This is a genomic window from Pseudomonas sp. PDM18 (assembly GCF_014852585.1).
In the GTDB taxonomy this organism is placed as follows: domain Bacteria; phylum Pseudomonadota; class Gammaproteobacteria; order Pseudomonadales; family Pseudomonadaceae; genus Pseudomonas.
Genome location: NZ_JACVBX010000001.1, coordinates 19,245 through 34,106 on the forward strand (window position 1 = coordinate 19,245; position 14,862 = coordinate 34,106).

Sequence of the window (14,862 nt, forward strand, 5' to 3'; positions counted from 1 at the left end):
TTCAAGCCAGAGCCGCGCGGGCTGCGCCGAAGGCGTCCGCGGAGTCCAGGTTGTGGGTGGTCACGCCTTTGGCGCAACGCTTGTTCAAACCAGCCAGCACCTTGCCCGGACCACATTCGACCAGGTCGGTGACGCCCTTCTCGGCCAGCAGTTGCACGCTCTCGACCCAGCGGACCGGGCTGTACAGCTGCGCCAGCAGGTCGCGCTTGAGCGCGGCCAGATCGGCCGGGACCTGGGCGGTAACGTTCTGCACCAGGGCGATTTGCGGCATCTGCCACTGGACGGCTTCGACAGCCTCCGCAAAACGCTCGGCAGCCGGGCGCATCAGCTCGCAGTGCGACGGCACGCTGACCGGCAGCGCGACAGCACGCTTGGCGCCACGAGTCTTGCACGCCTCGATGGCGCGCTCGACGGCCTTGGCCGCACCAGCGATCACCACCTGGCCGGGTGCGTTGAAGTTCACGGCACTGACCACTTCGCCCTGAGCCGCGTCAGCGCAGGCGGCGAGCACGTCAGCGTCTTCGAGACCGAGAATGGCAGCCATGCCGCCAGTGCCGGCAGGGACAGCTTCCTGCATCAGCTGGCCACGGCGCTCGACCAGCTTCACTGCATCGGCGAAAGCCAGGCTGCCAGCGGCGACCAGGGCGGAGTACTCACCCAGGCTGTGGCCGGCGACATAAGCCGGCTGCACACCACCTTCGGACTGCCACAGGCGCCAAAGGGCGATGGAGACAGTGAGGATGGCAGGCTGGGTCTTGTCGGTCTGGTTCAGGCGCTCTTCCGGACCTTCCTGCACGAGAGCCCAGAGGTCATAACCCAGGGCGGCGGAGGCTTCGGCGAAGGTCTCGCGCACGATGGCGTGTTGAGCGCCCAGTTCGGCAAGCATGCCGAGCGACTGCGAGCCTTGACCGGGGAATACGAAGGCGAGGGATGCGGACATTGCAACAGGTCCCTTTTGTCTGTGTCGTCAAATGGATAACGCCGGCGAGAGCCTGGCGCATTGAACTGACAGTTGGATGACGGTCTGACGACCGCGGTCACATTAGGGTCTGTTAACGTTTCGCCGCGAGCCGCGTTGCCGCGGCAAATCACGCCAGGCTAGACGCGGGGCGACGGCAATGGTCGCTCCCTTGCCTAGCCCCGCAACGACGCATGGCGTGATTTGCCGCGCAACCCGAAGGGACGGGCCGCATTTTGCGCAGAGCGTCGTTACTCGTCGTTCATTTGGAATGACCAAACCACACTCCTCGCGCTAACTCTGCGCAAAATGCGGCGCCGTCGCGGCCGCGTCGAAACGTTAACAGACCCTATCAGAGCAGATGTTCCAGACGGCCATGCAGCCGCTGGGGCAGATTCTCACGAACTTCCAGCAGCGCGCGCCGCAATGCGCTCTGGATGCCCTCCTCCTTCGCACTGCCGTGACTCTTCACCACGATGCCCTGCAAACCGAGGAAACTCGCGCCATTGTGTTGTGACGGCGTGAGGTCGCCACGCAGCCGGCGCAGGAAAGGCATCGCCATCAGGCCGACCGCCTTGGCCGGCAGGCTGGAGTTGAACAATTCTTCCAGGCGCGCCGCGACCATAGCCGCCAAGCCCTCGCTGGACTTGAGCAGGATATTGCCGACGAAACCGTCGCACACCACTACATCGGCCAGCCCGCGATACAGACCGTCGCCTTCGATATAGCCGATGTAGTTCAAACCCTGCGCCTGCTGCAGCAGACTGGCCGCCAGCTTCACCTGCTGGTTGCCCTTAATGTCTTCGGTGCCGACATTCAACAACGCTACACGCGGATTGCTCTTGCCCAGCGCTTCCGCCGCCACGGCACCCATGACGGCAAACTGAAAGAGATGCTCGGCACTGCAATCAACGTTGGCGCCCAGGTCGAGCAGATGACAGTGGCCGGTCTGCGTCGGCACGGCTGTCACCATCGCCGGGCGGTCGATGCCGGGCAACGTCTTGAGCAGGTAACGGGATAGCGCCATCAACGCACCGGTATTACCGGCGCTGACGCAGGCATGGGCCTTGCCATCACGAACCAGTTCGAGGGCAACACGCATGGAGGAATCGGGCTTGCCACGCAACGCCTGGGACGGACGCTCGTCCATCGTGACGATTTCGCTGGCGTGATGGATATGAAGACGCTGGCGCTCAACCGGAGAAAGGCCGCGCAGGTGTTCTTCTATCAGAGAAGCTTGGCCGACGAGGACCAGCTGGAGGGAAGCATGTTCGGCCAGAAAGGAAATGCAGGCCGGAACAATGCAGTGGGGACCGTAGTCCCCACCCATTGCATCAATCGCGATGATTGGTGCGGACAAAGATTACTCGTCAGAGCCTTTGTCTACGACCTTGCGGCCGCGATAGAAACCGTCCGGGGAGACGTGGTGGCGCAGGTGAACTTCACCGGTGCTCTTTTCCACGGACAGAGCGTTCGCGTCCAGGGCATCGTGCGAACGACGCATGTCACGAGCGGAACGGGATTTTTTGTTCTGCTGAACAGCCATGATTGATTAACTCCTAAACGTTTGGGTCACGCTTCAACTGCGCCAGTACGCTGAACGGATTGGGCCGTTCTTCGACGTTCTCGCTCGGTTCGGGCGCTGTAGCGTATCCCACCGGCTGCTGGCAATCCTCAGGGTCATGGACCGGCACGATGGGCAAGGCGAGCAGCAACTCGTCCTCAGCCAGCGAGGTCAGGTCGATGGGGTCATCCCCCACTTCCAACGCATCGTAGCCACTGGGCAGATCATCGATCGACTTGCCTTCCGGGATGATGACGTAATCGTACGCACCACCCACATGGAATTTGGTCGGCTCGAGACAGCGCTGGCATACCATGCTCACCTCGCCATTGAGCTCGACGTGCATAACCGCCAGCTTCTGCTGATCACGGAAGAAGGAAAACTTCGCGTGAACATCGCCATCACTGCTGGTCAGTTGCTCGCTGAGACGTGCCATCTTGGCAATCGGCAGCACACCCTCGAGGGTGGCGGCGCGCTCTACCAATTTGCGCGGATCAACGTGAGGTGGTATCGGTCCATTCAACATAAGCGCGCCATTATAGGGATGCACCCGAAGCTGTCAAAGGAAATTAGCCATAAACCGCTGTATGGACAGCCCTTTTCGCTAGAATCGCGGTGACGCTCCGAAGGAATTCTCCATGCTACCCCTGATCCTTGCTTCCAGCTCGCCTTACCGCCGCGAATTGCTGCAGCGCCTGCGCCTGCCGTTCGAATGCGCCAGCCCCGACATCGACGAAACCCCGCTGCCCGGCGAGAGCGCCGACCAACTGGTACGCCGACTGGCGCAAAGCAAAGCCCGCGCCCTGGCCCAGCGCTACCCCGCCCACCTGATCATCGGCTCCGATCAAGCCGCGGTAAACGGCGACCGGATCCTCGGCAAGCCCCATGGCATCGAGCGCGCGACCGAGCAACTGCAGGACGCCAGCGGCAAGAGCGTCAGCTTCCTCACCGGGCTCTGCCTGCTCAATAGCCAGAGCGGCGAAACCCAAATCGATTGCGTGCCTTTCACCGTGCACTTCCGTGACCTCGACGAAGCACGCATTCGCCGCTACCTGGAAGCCGAACAACCCTTCGACTGCGCCGGCAGCTTCAAGGCCGAAGGCCTGGGCGTCAGCCTGTTCCGCTCCACCGAAGGCGAAGACGCCACCAGCCTGGTCGGCCTGCCGCTTATTCGCCTGGTGGATATGCTGCTTGCCGAACAGGTACAAATCCCCTGACCTGGAAAGCCTGAAACGAAAAGGCCCGGCAATCGCCGAGCCTTTTCCTTCCTTATATAAGGAAGCGCACTCAGCGCAGGACTGGACCCTGCCAGCCCATCCACATCGCCATGCGCTCGGCGACGCTCGCGCCCAGCTTCTTGGTGAAGCGGTCGAAGGCCGTTTCCTGGACGGTGTAGTCCACGATTTCCTTTTCCTTGATGATCTCGCGCGCCACGTAGCTGGAGCTGCCCAGACCGTCGATCAGACCTAGTTGCAGTGCCTGCTCGCCGGACCAGATCAGGCCGGAGAACAGCTCGGGATGGTCCTTGTCCTTCAGGCGATTGCCACGCCCCTTCTTCACCACATCGATGAATTGCTTGTGAGTGGTATCCAGCACCCGCTGCCAGAAGGCGGTTTCATCCGCCTTCTGCGGCTGGAACGGATCGAGGAACGCCTTGTGCTCGCCCGAGGTATAGATGCGACGATCCACACCCAGCTTTTCCATGGTGCCGACGAAACCGAAGGTCGCCGCCGTCACACCGATGGAACCGACCAGGCTGGCCTTATCCGCGTAGATCTCGTCGGCCGCGCTGGCGATGTAATAGGCACCCGAAGCCCCCAGGTCGCTGATGACCGCGTAGACCTTGATATCCGGATGCTCACCGCGCAGGCGCTTGATTTCATCGTAGACATAGCCGGACTGCACCGGGCTGCCACCCGGGCTGTTGATACGCAAAACGATGCCCTTGGTGCCGGTGTCCTCGAACGCGGAACGCAGCGCGCCAACGATGTTGTCGGCACTGGCCGACTCATTGTCGGCGATCATGCCTTTCACTTCGATCAGTGCTGTATGGCTGGCACTGCGCGATGCGGATTTGGACAAACCACCGAAGGGGCTGAACAGCGCCAACGCGCCGAACAGATAAACGAATGTCAGCAATTTGAAGAAGATACCCCAGCGACGGGACCGGCGCTGTTCCTGGACGCCAGCCAGCACGGCCTTCTCCAGCAACTTCCAGCTCTTGTCGTTACCCGCCGTGGTTTGCGCAGCCTTGCTATCGTCCGCCTTCCATTCATCCGACATCAGTTGCCTACCTCGAGCACCGGTTTGACCGAACGCCCGGCGAGCCAGGCGCGCAATTCGTTGAAATGATTCACTTCCAGCGCCGGAGCATACTCCCGAAGGATCTCCAGCGACTGAGCACCATAGCCCACCGCCACCGAATCCATGCCGGCGCGGCGCGCCATTTCCAGATCGAAAGGCGAATCGCCCACCATCAGCGCATCACGCGCGTCGGCCCGGCAATGCTCGAGAATCTCGTGCAGCATGCGCGGGTCCGGCTTGCTCGCCGATTCATCGGCGGCGCGGGTGATATCGAAGAAATTCGTCCAACCTTGCCCCGCCAGCACGCGATCCAGCCCGCGACGATTCTTCCCGGTAGCGACCGCCAACTGGTAACCGGCGCTGCGAAATTCCGCCATCGCCTCAGCCACGCCCGGGAACAGCGGCGAAGGCTGCACTTCCAGGCTCAGGTAGTGGCTTCCGTAATCAAGCCGGAAGCGATCAAGCGGCTCGCCATCCTCTACCTCCGGGTACAGCGTCTGGATAGCTTCCGGCAGGCCCAGGCCGATGATGCCCTTGATCGCCGCATCGCTGCGCTCCGGAAGACCGGAGCCCACCGCCGCCACTCGCATTGCCTCGACGATACGACCGATGGAATCCACCAGCGTGCCATCCCAATCGAAGATCAGCAGGGAATACTCACGCATCCAGGCGCTCCACGGTGCGCAGCCAGACTTCGTCCACCGGCGCTTCGAGCTCCAGCACACCGCCATCAGGCAACGGTACGCGCAGGTAGGCCGAGTGCAGGAACAGACGCTTGCCGCCCAGCTCGCGGATTTCGCGGGAGAAATCCTCGTCGCCGTACTTGGGGTCGCCGGCAATGGAATGGCCAGCGTGCTTGGCGTGCACACGGATCTGGTGAGTGCGACCGGTGATCGGACGCGCCTCGACCAGCGTGGCGAAGTCACCGAAGCGTCGCAGCACCTTGAACTCGGTCAGCGCTTCCTTGCCTTCTGGATTCACTTCCACCACGCGCTCGCCGGAGCGCAGATTGTTCTTGAGCAGCGGCACGGCGATCTGTTTCTTAGCCGCCGGCCAGTTGCCGCGTACCAGGGCGTGGTAGCGCTTATCCACGATGCGCTCGCCACGCAGGGCGTCGTGCAGATGGCGCAACATGCTGCGCTTCTTGGCAATCATCAACAGGCCGGAAGTATCGCGATCCAAACGATGCACCAGCTCTAGGTCTTTGCACTCCGGCCGCAGCTGGCGGAACGCCTCGATAACGCCGTAGTTCAGACCGCTGCCGCCATGGACAGCGATTCCGGTGGGCTTGTTCACCACGATCAGCGCCTTGTCTTCGTAGACGATGGCGGCTTCCAGCCGCTCCAGCAGGCCCTGGGCCAACGGCACCGGCTCGTCGCGTTCAGCCAGACGCAGCGGCGGAACGCGTATCACATCGCCCACCTGGAGCTTGTACTCGGGTTTGATGCGTCCTTTATTCACCCGGACTTCGCCCTTGCGCAGGATGCGATAGATCAGCGTCTTGGGCACGCCCTTGAGCTGAGTACGGAGGAAATTGTCGATTCGTTGGCCGGCATACTCCGGCGCGACTTCAAGCAGCTGGACGCCGGAAGTCGGAGGGGCGGGATTTGTCATCCGTACATGATAACAATTTTTCATTCAATTGAAGCACTTAATCATTGCTGCTATATTCGGGAGGCCGCCAAAAGTGGCCAGGCCTGCGGATGATCGCGTAATCGCCATCCCCAACCGCCTGCAAACACATTGAATGGACACGAGGCAGTCCCCGGAAGCGTTGCAACGGCCCGAGCGACTCTCGCGCCGACAGCGCCTCGAAACCCAGGCCTTCAGACATGACCACGGCAGCCAATGTCGCCGTGATAAAAGCCAACCCCGCTCCCGGATTCAGCGAGTGGCACCCGGCTCTTAGGGAAATGTGCAGGGTGGAGATGCACAACTGTCGGATTGCGTTGCGTTCATACCTTGAACGCATGCCTTGAACGTAGACGCACTTATCGTCCGCATCTGACAGCTAATTCCTCCTCCTGATGAGTGCTTGTTCTTACTCGACAAGCAGGAAACGTAGTCGCGGCACAGCAGATTTATCCTGCTGCCGCTGGACACTGGAATGGTCCGCCGTTCCTGAGTACGTGCCTTAGCACCGACCGTGAGAGTCGTGTGTGCCGATCGCCGTTTCCGGTGGCCCCGGAAACCATTGGTACTACATGAAAAGAATGCTGATCAACGCAACTCAACCCGAAGAGTTGCGTGTAGCGCTGGTAGACGGCCAACGCCTGTTCGACCTGGACATCGAGTCCGGCGCGCGCGAACAGAAAAAGGCCAACATCTACAAAGGCCGTATCACCCGCATCGAGCCGAGCCTCGAGGCCGCATTCGTCGACTTCGGCGCCGAACGCCACGGCTTCCTCCCCCTCAAGGAAATCTCCCGCGAGTACTTCAAGAAGAATCCTGAAGGCCGCATCAACATCAAGGACGTCCTGAGCGAAGGCCAGGAAGTCATCGTCCAGGTCGAGAAAGAAGAACGTGGCAACAAGGGCGCCGCCCTGACCACCTTCATCAGCCTCGCCGGCCGTTACCTCGTACTCATGCCCAACAACCCGCGTGCCGGTGGCATCTCCCGCCGCATCGAGGGCGAAGAGCGCAACGAACTGCGTGAAGCCCTGAACGGCCTGACCGTTCCCGGTGACATGGGCCTGATCGTCCGCACCGCAGGCCTGGGCCGCAGCTCCGAAGAGCTGCAATGGGACCTGGACTACCTGCTGCAACTGTGGGGCGCCATCAAGGAAGCCTCCGGCGAGCGCAGCGGCCCCTTCCTGATCTACCAGGAAAGCAACGTCATCATCCGCGCCATCCGCGACTACCTGCGCCAGGACATCGGCGAAGTACTGATCGACAGCCTCGACGCCCAGGAAGAAGCGCTGAACTTCATCCAGCAGGTCATGCCGCAGTATGCGAGCAAGGTGAAGCTGTACCAGGACAGCGTTCCGCTGTTCAACCGCTTCCAGATCGAGAGCCAGATTGAAACCGCCTTCCAGCGCGAAGTGAAGCTGCCGTCGGGCGGCTCCATCGTCATCGACCCGACCGAAGCCCTGGTGTCCATCGACATCAACTCGGCGCGAGCCACCAAGGGCGGCGACATCGAAGAAACCGCCCTGCAGACCAACCTGGAAGCGGCCGAGGAAATCGCCCGCCAGCTGCGTCTGCGTGATATCGGCGGCCTGATCGTCATCGACTTCATCGACATGACCCCGGCGAAGAACCAGCGCGCTGTGGAAGAACGCGTCCGCGAAGCCCTGGAAGCCGACCGCGCCCGCGTACAGGTTGGCCGCATCTCGCGCTTCGGTCTGCTGGAAATGTCCCGCCAGCGCCTGCGTCCGTCCCTGGGCGAGACCAGCGGCATCGTCTGCCCGCGCTGCAACGGCCAAGGCATCATCCGTGACGTCGAATCCCTGTCGCTGGCCATCCTGCGCCTGATCGAGGAAGAAGCCCTGAAGGACCGCACCGCCGAAGTTCGTGCGCGCGTGCCGTTCCAGGTTGCCGCCTTCCTCCTCAACGAGAAGCGCAACGCCATCACCAAGATCGAACTGCGCACCCGCGCGCGCATCTTCATCCTGCCGGACGACCACCTGGAAACCCCGCACTTCGAAGTCCAGCGCCTGCGTGACGACAACCCCGAATTGCTGTCCGGCCACGCCAGCTACGAGATGGCCCCGGAAGAGCACGAGGAAGTCCAGCCGGTCAGCGCCACTCGCACCCTGGTTCGCCAGGAAGCCGCGGTGAAGACCGTTTCCCCGCAAACCCCTGCCCCGCAGCAGACTGCCGCCGCAGCACCGGCCGCCGTCGAAGCTACCAAGCCCATGCCTGAGCCGAGCCTGTTCCAGGGGCTGGTGAAGTCGCTGGTAGGCCTGTTCGCCGGCAGCAAGCCGGAGCCGACCCCGGTTGCCGCCGAGAAGCCCGCCACCGAGCGCAGCGAAGGTCAGGGCGAGCGTCGCAATGGCCGTCAGCAGAACCGTCGCCGTGACGGTCGCGATGGCGGTCGTCGTGATGACGAGCGTAAAGAACGTGGTCGCCGCGACGAGCGCGGTGAGCGCACTGAGCGCGCGGCTCGCGAAGAGCGTCAGCCGCGTGAAGAGCGCGCCGAGCGTCAGCCCCGCGAAGAACGCCAGCCGCGCGAAGAGCGTGCCGAGCGTCAACCTCGCGAGGAACGCCAGCCGCGTGAAGAGCGCGCCGAACGTCAACCGCGTGAAGAGCGTCAGCCGCGTGAAGAGCGCGCCGAGCGCCAGCCGCGCGAGGAGCGTCAGCCCCGCGAAGAGCGTGGCGAGCGCACCGAGCGTCAACCGCGTGAAGAACGCCAGCCGCGCGAAGAGCGTCAACCTCGCAGTGAGCGCGCCGAGCGCCAGCCCCGCGAAGAGCGTCAGCCGCGCGAAGACCGTCCGGCTCGCGATGCCGCCGCCCTGGAAGCCGAAGAGCTGCCGAACGAGGAGTTGCTGGATCAACAGGACGACGAAGGGTCGGACGACGAGCGTCCGCGTCGCCGCTCCCGTGGCCAGCGTCGCCGCAGCAACCGCCGCGAGCGCCAGCGTGAAGCCGGTGTGGATGGTGTTGAAGGCGCCGAAGGCGAAGTGAATGCCGAAGGCACTGCCGAACAGGCTGCTTCCGACACCCCGTCGCCTGCCGCCATGGTCGCTGCCGCCGCTACCGCTGTAGCCGTTGCTGAAGCCGCCGCCGAGCAGGAGCAGCCCGCTGCCCAGGCTCAGGTCGAGGCCCAGCCGCTGGAGTCCGGCGTGGTTGAAGCCGTACGCACCGAAAGCGCCCTCGAGCAGACCATCGAGTTCCTGGCCAAGCCCGCCGAGCAGGCTGCCGAGCCGGTAGGTGCTGCCAGCGAGATCGTTGAAGTGGCTGCCGCCGAGCCGGTGGTTGCGGAAGAAGCGTCGGCTCCAGCTGCTGAAACCGTGATCGAAGCCGTCGCCCAGCTGGTCGAAGAGCCTCAGGTAGAAGCTGTAGTTGCCGAGGAAGCTCCGGCTGCCGCTGCGACTGCTGCCGAAGAAGCTCCGGCCGTTCCGGCCAACGCCACCGGCCGCGCCTCCAACGACCCGCGCGAGCGTCGTCGCCAGGAGCGTGCTGCTCGCGAAGCCGCTGCTGCCGCAGCCGCCGCTCCGCAGGTAGAGCAGGCTCCGGCCGTCGAAGCCGTGGTTGAAGAAGCCGCTGCCGTGGAAGCCGAAGTCGTGGTCGAGCCAGCTGCTGAAGTCACTGTCGAGGCCGTCGAAGCCGAAGTCGTGAACGAAGCCGTTGAAGCCACCGAGCAACCGGCTGCCGAACAGGCTGAAGGCGACAAAGCCGAGAAGACCGAGGAAGAACAAGGCACCGTGGTGGAAAAACACCACAGCTGATAGCTTCCTGATCTGAAAAAGGGGATGCCAACGGCATCCCCTTCTTCATGTCCGAAGCACCTCAGTAGAGATTCGGCTCCATCTCCAACTCCACGCCGAAGCGCTGCTGGATATCGTCATGGATACGCCGAGCCAGTGCATGCAGCTGCATCCCGGTGGCGCCGCCGTAGTTCACCAGTACCAACGCCTGCTGGGCATGGACACCCACCGGACCCTCGCGGAAGCCTTTCCAGCCAGCCTTGTCGATCAGCCAGCCGGCGGCCAGCTTCATCTGCCCATCGCCCTGCGGATAGGCCACCAGGTCGCTGTACTGCTGGCGCAGCGCATCGGCCAGAGTCACGGAGACCACCGGGTTCTTGAAGAAGCTGCCGGCATTGCCCAGCACCGCCGGGTCCGGGAGCTTCTCACGGCGAATTGCACAGATCGCCCGCGAAACATCGGCCGGTGTCGGCGCAGTGACGCCCTCCTCTGCCAGACGCTGGCGCACTGGACCGTAGTCCAGATGCAGTTTCGCGATGCGGCTCAGCGCGAAGCGCACCCGCAGGATCAGCCAACGGCCCGGCTCACGCTTGAACCGACTTTCGCGGTAGGCAAAGGCGCAGTCTTCCAGGCCGAACTCGCGCAGATCGCCGCTCTCGCGATCCAGCGCGGTCAGGCCGGCGAACACGTCCTTGATCTCGACGCCATAGGCGCCGATGTTCTGCATCGGAGCTGCGCCGACGGTGCCGGGAATCAGGCTGAGGTTCTCTAGCCCGCCGAAACCCTGGGCGAGGGTCCAGCGCACGAAGTCATCCCATACCTCGCCAGCCTCCGCCTCGACTACCACGCGCTCGCCGTCGTCACTGACGACACGCACGCCACGGGAAGCCATGCGCAGCACCAGCGCCTCGACGTCACGGGTCAGCAACAGGTTGCTGCCGCCACCGATCACCATCAGCGGCAGGCCCTTTGCTGCTGCGGCGGCGATACCGGCGCGCACCTCAGCATCGTCGTGGGCCTGGGCGAACCAGCGCGCCGCGACTTCGACACCGAAGGTGTTGTAGGGCTTGAGGGAAACGCGTTCTTGCAGTTGCAGCGTCACAGGCGCCCCTTCACTTCCGTCAGCAGGCCGTCGCAGGCCCTTTCCACCAGGTCCAGCACCTGCTCGAAACCGTCTTCGCCGCCGTAATACGGGTCGGGGACTTCGTCGACTTCCAGCTCGTAGCGGCGCAGGAACAGGTCCAGCTCCGCCTTGCCGCTGCTGCCGCGAAGATGCTTGAGGTCGCGCAGGTTGGCGTTGTCCATCGCCAGGACCAGATCGTAGCGGGAGAAGTCGGCGACGCTGACCTGTCGCGCCCGCAGGCCCGACAGGTCATAGCCACGGCGCAGCGCGGCAGCGCGGGTCCGCGCGTCCGGCGCCTTGCCGACGTGCCAGTCGCCGGTGCCAGCCGAATCGATCTCGATGCGATTCTCCAGGCTCGCTTCGCGGACCTTGTGGCGGAATACGCCTTCGGCGGTGGGCGAGCGGCAGATGTTGCCCAGGCAGACGAACAGAACCTTCATCAGCCCCCCAGGATGCGCCGGACGCGCTCCAGGTCTTCCGGGGTATCGACGCCGGCTTGCGGCGATTCCAAGGCGTCAGCCACGTGGATGCGCACGCCATGCCAGAGCGCGCGCAGCTGCTCCAGGCACTCGGTGTCTTCCAGCCAGCACGGGCCCCAGGCCACGAAATCGCGCAGGAAGCGCGCACGGTAGGCGTAGATGCCGATGTGGCGGCGGTACGGCACGTTGGCCGGCAAGCTTTCGCGATCCACCGCGAAGGCGTCGCGCGCCCAGGGCAGCGTGGCGCGGCTGAAGGTCAGGGCCAGGCCGTTCTTGTCGCTGACCACCTTAACGATGTTCGGGTTGAACAGCGCGGCCGGATCGTGGATTTCCTCACACAGGGTGGCGATGCCTGCTTCCGGGTGCGCCGCAAGGTTGGCGGCCACCTGGTCGATGATCGACGGCGGCACCAGCGGCTCGTCGCCCTGCACGTTGACCACGATGGCATCGTCGGCCAGGCCCAGGGCGTCGGCAACTTCCGCCAGGCGGTCGGTGCCGGAGTTGTGGTCGGCGCGGGTCAGCACCACCTGGGCGCCGAAGCCCTGGCAGGCATCGAAGATGCGCGCATCGTCGGTGGCGACCACCACCTGGGTGGCCGAGCTTTTGCCGGCCTGCGCCCAGACGTGCTGGATCATCGGCTTTCCGGCGATGTCCTGCAGCGGCTTGCCGGGCAGGCGGGTGGAGGCGAAGCGGGCGGGAATGACGACGGTGTAGGCCTGGGTCATGGCGTTACTTGTCCAGACGCTCGTCGACGTTCAGGGTACGCGCCTCGCCTTCGAGCATCACCGGGATGCCGTCGCGCACCGGGTAGGCCAGGCCGTCGGTCTTGCAGATCAGCTCGGACTTATCATCGGTGAGCTTGAGCGGGCCCTTGCACAGCGGACAGGCGAGGATATCGAGGAGTTTCGGGTCCATGGTGCGTTCCTTGAGCTTGAACAGCGAACAATTTGAATGCGGACGGCACCGGGTTGCGACGGCGGATCAGCGGACGAGCAGGCGCTCGAGCTGAACGTCGAACCAGGCGACGAAGGCCGGCGACGGCTGCGCTTCGACGGCGAGGTACCACCAGTCGGGCGCGGCGAAGGACCGGCATTTCACCGCGTCCTTCTCGGTCATGACCAGCGGCAGTTCCGGCGTGAAGCGCAGCTGCTCGGCGGTGTAGGCCGCATGGTCGGGGAAGGGATGCGGAATCGGCCGCCAGTTTAGCGCCTCGAGCGTTGCGAAGAAACGCTGCGGGTTGCCGATCCCGGCCAGTGCATGCAGCGACTGACCACTGGGGAAGTGCTCGACGCCACGCCGCTCACCGCTGGCCAGGTTGACCAGGGCAGCCGGTCGCAGGACGAAGGAGAAGGCGCCGGACGGATCGGACGGCGCACCGTTGTGCAGCACGGCGTCGACTTCGGACAGTCGCTCGGCGGGTTCGCGCAACGGCCCGGCGGGCAGGCAGCGGCCGTTGCCCAGGCCACGGGCGGCGTCGATCAGCACCAGTTCCAGGTCGCGGGCCAGCCGGTAATGTTGCAGGCCGTCATCACAGAGGATCAGGTCCAGTGGCTCTTCGGCCAGCAGCGCGCGCACGGCACTGGAGCGGTCCGGGTCGATCATCAGCGGCACGCCACTGCGACGCACGATCATCAGCGGCTCGTCGCCCGCCTGGGCCGCCGATTGCTCGGCGCGCACGCGCCAGGGCGTCTGCGGCGGCTTGGCGCCATAGCCACGGCTGACCACACCGACCTTCAATCCACGGGCGCGGCAGTGTTCGATCAGCCAGAGGATCATCGGTGTCTTGCCGGTGCCACCCACCGTAATGTTGCCGACCACGATGATCGGTACCGGGGCGCGGTAGGCCGGCTTGGCGCCGGAGAGGAAGTCCTGCCGGCGGCCCTGGGCGACGCGCCGGTAGAGCAGTTCGAGCGGCCTGAGCAGGGCGAGGGCCGGGTGGCCCTTGTACCAGGCGTCGAGCAGGCGATCGGAGAACGCCATCAGGGGGTCTTCTTGTCCGCCCGGGACTCGATGGTGGTGATGCGCAGGTGGGTGAAGCCCAGCTTGCCGGCGGCATCCATCGCGGTGACCACGGACTGGTAGTCCACCTTGCCGTCGGCGGTGATCACCACCGGCAGGCTGTTGTCGCCGGCGGATTCACGCTGCATGGCGTTCATCAGGTTTTCCAGGTCGTCGCGCGCCAGGCTCTGGCCGTTCAGCGCGTAGTGACCTTCGAGGCTGATGGAGATTTCCAGCTGCTTGATCTCGGTGGCTTCGGGCGGCGTGCCGCTGACCGCCTCAGGCAGTTCGACCTTGAGCTGCGAAGGCTTGGTGAACGAGGTGGCAACCACGAAGAACAGCAGCAACACGAAGATCACGTCGATCAGCGACGCCAGGTTGATGAAGACGTCCTCGCGGGCCGCTCCGCCCGCTCTGCGGCGGAATTTCACGCTTTGCCTTCCTCGACAAAGTCGACTTCGCGATCGCCCTGGGTCACTTCCACCAGCTTGATGGCTTCCTGCTCCATGGCGATGACCAGTTCATCGACGCGGCGCAGCAGGTAGCGATGGAAGAACACCGCCGGGATCGCCACGATCAGGCCAGCCGCGGTGGTGATCAGGGCCTTGGAGATACCGCCAGCGAGCATCGGCGCATTGGCCATGCCGTCGCCCATGAAGGCGCTGAAGATCTGGATCATGCCGAACACGGTACCCAGCAAGCCAAGTAGCGGCGCCATGGCAGCGATGGTTCCCAGGGCGTTGAGGTAGCGCTCCAGCTCGTGGATGACGCGGGAGGCGGCTTCCTCGATGCACTCCTTCATGATCTCGCGACCGTGCTTGGAGTTGGCCAGGCCAGCCGCGAGGATTTCACCCAGCGGGGAAGACGCGCGCAGGTCCTTCAGGACCTGGCTGTTCATCTTCTTGTCCTTGATCTGCTTCCACACCTGGCCGAGCAGCTGCGGCGGGGCCACACGGCTCAAGCGCAGGGTCCAGAGACGTTCGGCGACGATCGCCATGGCAGCGATGGAGCTCAGCAAGATCGGCAGCATCATCCAGCCGCCAGCTTTGACCAGTTCCCACACAGTG

The 14,862-nt window shown here is 64.0% G+C and carries 16 protein-coding genes; 2 read left to right on the plus strand and 14 right to left on the minus strand.

Translation table 11 applies throughout. The features are described from left to right. Position 1: 1 nt before the first annotated feature. The 4 genes from fabD to IB274_RS00090 form a co-directional block, all read right to left on the minus strand. Positions 2-940: an ACP S-malonyltransferase gene (gene fabD, locus IB274_RS00075; protein WP_192430128.1), complete on the minus strand. Its 939-nt coding sequence runs from the start codon at positions 938-940 to the stop codon at positions 2-4. Between the two features lie 370 nt (positions 941-1,310). Beyond that, on the minus strand, positions 1,311-2,318 hold the full coding sequence (plsX, locus tag IB274_RS00080; protein WP_192430129.1) for a phosphate acyltransferase PlsX: 1,008 nt from the start codon (positions 2,316-2,318) through the stop codon (positions 1,311-1,313). Between the two features lie 3 nt (positions 2,319-2,321). Further along, positions 2,322-2,504 carry a 50S ribosomal protein L32 gene (rpmF, locus tag IB274_RS00085; protein WP_009621425.1) on the minus strand — a complete coding sequence of 61 codons (183 nt, stop codon included), beginning with the start codon at positions 2,502-2,504 and terminating at the stop codon, positions 2,322-2,324. Positions 2,505-2,517: 13 nt separating this feature from the next. Continuing rightward, positions 2,518-3,048 (minus strand): YceD family protein, encoded by a 531-nt coding sequence (locus IB274_RS00090; protein WP_192430130.1) that lies wholly within the window; start codon positions 3,046-3,048, stop codon positions 2,518-2,520. 112 nt (positions 3,049-3,160) lie between these two features. Here IB274_RS00090 and IB274_RS00095 point away from each other — a divergent pair, with 112 nt between their 5' ends. Continuing rightward, a complete protein-coding gene (locus IB274_RS00095; RefSeq protein ID WP_192430131.1) occupies positions 3,161-3,739 on the plus strand; it encodes a Maf family protein in 579 nt (192 codons plus the stop codon). Positions 3,740-3,809: 70 nt separating this feature from the next. On the opposite strand, the gene sppA is transcribed toward IB274_RS00095, so the two are convergent. Genes sppA through rluC form a run of 3 tightly spaced genes read right to left on the minus strand, consistent with a single transcriptional unit; the run spans position 3,810 to position 6,440 of the window. Next, positions 3,810-4,805, minus strand: a complete 996-nt coding sequence (gene sppA, locus IB274_RS00100; protein WP_192430132.1) for a signal peptide peptidase SppA — start codon at positions 4,803-4,805, stop codon at positions 3,810-3,812. After that, on the minus strand, positions 4,805-5,491 hold the full coding sequence (locus IB274_RS00105; protein ID WP_192430133.1) for an HAD-IA family hydrolase: 687 nt from the start codon (positions 5,489-5,491) through the stop codon (positions 4,805-4,807). The genes sppA and IB274_RS00105 overlap by 1 nt, the downstream gene beginning before the upstream one ends. After that, positions 5,484-6,440 (minus strand): 23S rRNA pseudouridine(955/2504/2580) synthase RluC, encoded by a 957-nt coding sequence (gene rluC / locus IB274_RS00110; protein ID WP_192430134.1) that lies wholly within the window; start codon positions 6,438-6,440, stop codon positions 5,484-5,486. Before rluC ends, IB274_RS00105 begins: the two co-directional genes overlap by 8 nt. Before the next feature lie 590 nt (positions 6,441-7,030). Here rluC and rne point away from each other — a divergent pair. Next, on the plus strand, positions 7,031-10,216 hold the full coding sequence (rne, locus tag IB274_RS00115; protein WP_192430135.1) for a ribonuclease E: 3,186 nt from the start codon (positions 7,031-7,033) through the stop codon (positions 10,214-10,216). Between the two features lie 61 nt (positions 10,217-10,277). On the opposite strand, the gene murB is transcribed toward rne, so the two are convergent. The 7 genes from murB to IB274_RS00150 all read right to left on the minus strand — a co-directional run bounded on the left by murB (position 10,278) and on the right by IB274_RS00150 (position 14,858). Continuing rightward, positions 10,278-11,297, minus strand: a complete 1,020-nt coding sequence (gene murB / locus IB274_RS00120; protein ID WP_192430136.1) for a UDP-N-acetylmuramate dehydrogenase — start codon at positions 11,295-11,297, stop codon at positions 10,278-10,280. After that, a complete protein-coding gene (locus tag IB274_RS00125; protein ID WP_192430137.1) occupies positions 11,294-11,758 on the minus strand; it encodes a low molecular weight protein-tyrosine-phosphatase in 465 nt (154 codons plus the stop codon). Before IB274_RS00125 ends, murB begins: the two co-directional genes overlap by 4 nt. Further along, positions 11,758-12,522, minus strand: coding sequence for a 3-deoxy-manno-octulosonate cytidylyltransferase (gene kdsB, locus IB274_RS00130; RefSeq protein WP_192430138.1), 765 nt, complete (start codon positions 12,520-12,522; stop codon positions 11,758-11,760). Before kdsB ends, IB274_RS00125 begins: the two co-directional genes overlap by 1 nt. A 4-nt stretch (positions 12,523-12,526) precedes the next feature. After that, the gene (locus IB274_RS00135) at positions 12,527-12,712 is read right to left on the minus strand and encodes a Trm112 family protein (protein ID WP_081519465.1); all 186 of its coding nucleotides are present in this window, start codon (positions 12,710-12,712) and stop codon (positions 12,527-12,529) included. Positions 12,713-12,778: 66 nt separating this feature from the next. Next, positions 12,779-13,777: a tetraacyldisaccharide 4'-kinase gene (gene lpxK, locus IB274_RS00140; RefSeq protein ID WP_192430139.1), complete on the minus strand. Its 999-nt coding sequence runs from the start codon at positions 13,775-13,777 to the stop codon at positions 12,779-12,781. Continuing rightward, the gene (locus IB274_RS00145; RefSeq protein WP_045211644.1) at positions 13,777-14,226 is read right to left on the minus strand and encodes an ExbD/TolR family protein; all 450 of its coding nucleotides are present in this window, start codon (positions 14,224-14,226) and stop codon (positions 13,777-13,779) included. Before IB274_RS00145 ends, lpxK begins: the two co-directional genes overlap by 1 nt. Further along, positions 14,223-14,858: a MotA/TolQ/ExbB proton channel family protein gene (locus tag IB274_RS00150; RefSeq protein ID WP_192430140.1), complete on the minus strand. Its 636-nt coding sequence runs from the start codon at positions 14,856-14,858 to the stop codon at positions 14,223-14,225. The genes IB274_RS00145 and IB274_RS00150 overlap by 4 nt, the downstream gene beginning before the upstream one ends. Positions 14,859-14,862 lie beyond the last annotated feature (4 nt).

Excerpts from the sequence above, each read along its gene's own strand:
- kdsB (WP_192430138.1), bottom strand. The coding sequence starts at position 12,522 with ATGACCCAGGCCTACACCGTCGTCATTCCCGCCCGCTTCGCCTCCACC.
- rne (WP_192430135.1), top strand. The coding sequence starts at position 7,031 with ATGAAAAGAATGCTGATCAACGCAACTCAACCCGAAGAGTTGCGTGTA.
- lpxK (WP_192430139.1), bottom strand. The coding sequence starts at position 13,777 with ATGGCGTTCTCCGATCGCCTGCTCGACGCCTGGTACAAGGGCCACCCG.
- IB274_RS00095 (WP_192430131.1), top strand. The coding sequence starts at position 3,161 with ATGCTACCCCTGATCCTTGCTTCCAGCTCGCCTTACCGCCGCGAATTG.
- fabD (WP_192430128.1), bottom strand. The coding sequence starts at position 940 with ATGTCCGCATCCCTCGCCTTCGTATTCCCCGGTCAAGGCTCGCAGTCG.
- IB274_RS00135 (WP_081519465.1), bottom strand. The coding sequence starts at position 12,712 with ATGGACCCGAAACTCCTCGATATCCTCGCCTGTCCGCTGTGCAAGGGC.
- IB274_RS00105 (WP_192430133.1), bottom strand. The coding sequence starts at position 5,491 with ATGCGTGAGTATTCCCTGCTGATCTTCGATTGGGATGGCACGCTGGTG.
- rpmF (WP_009621425.1), bottom strand. The coding sequence starts at position 2,504 with ATGGCTGTTCAGCAGAACAAAAAATCCCGTTCCGCTCGTGACATGCGT.
- sppA (WP_192430132.1), bottom strand. The coding sequence starts at position 4,805 with ATGTCGGATGAATGGAAGGCGGACGATAGCAAGGCTGCGCAAACCACG.
- IB274_RS00090 (WP_192430130.1), bottom strand. The coding sequence starts at position 3,048 with ATGTTGAATGGACCGATACCACCTCACGTTGATCCGCGCAAATTGGTA.
- IB274_RS00125 (WP_192430137.1), bottom strand. The coding sequence starts at position 11,758 with ATGAAGGTTCTGTTCGTCTGCCTGGGCAACATCTGCCGCTCGCCCACC.
- rluC (WP_192430134.1), bottom strand. The coding sequence starts at position 6,440 with ATGACAAATCCCGCCCCTCCGACTTCCGGCGTCCAGCTGCTTGAAGTC.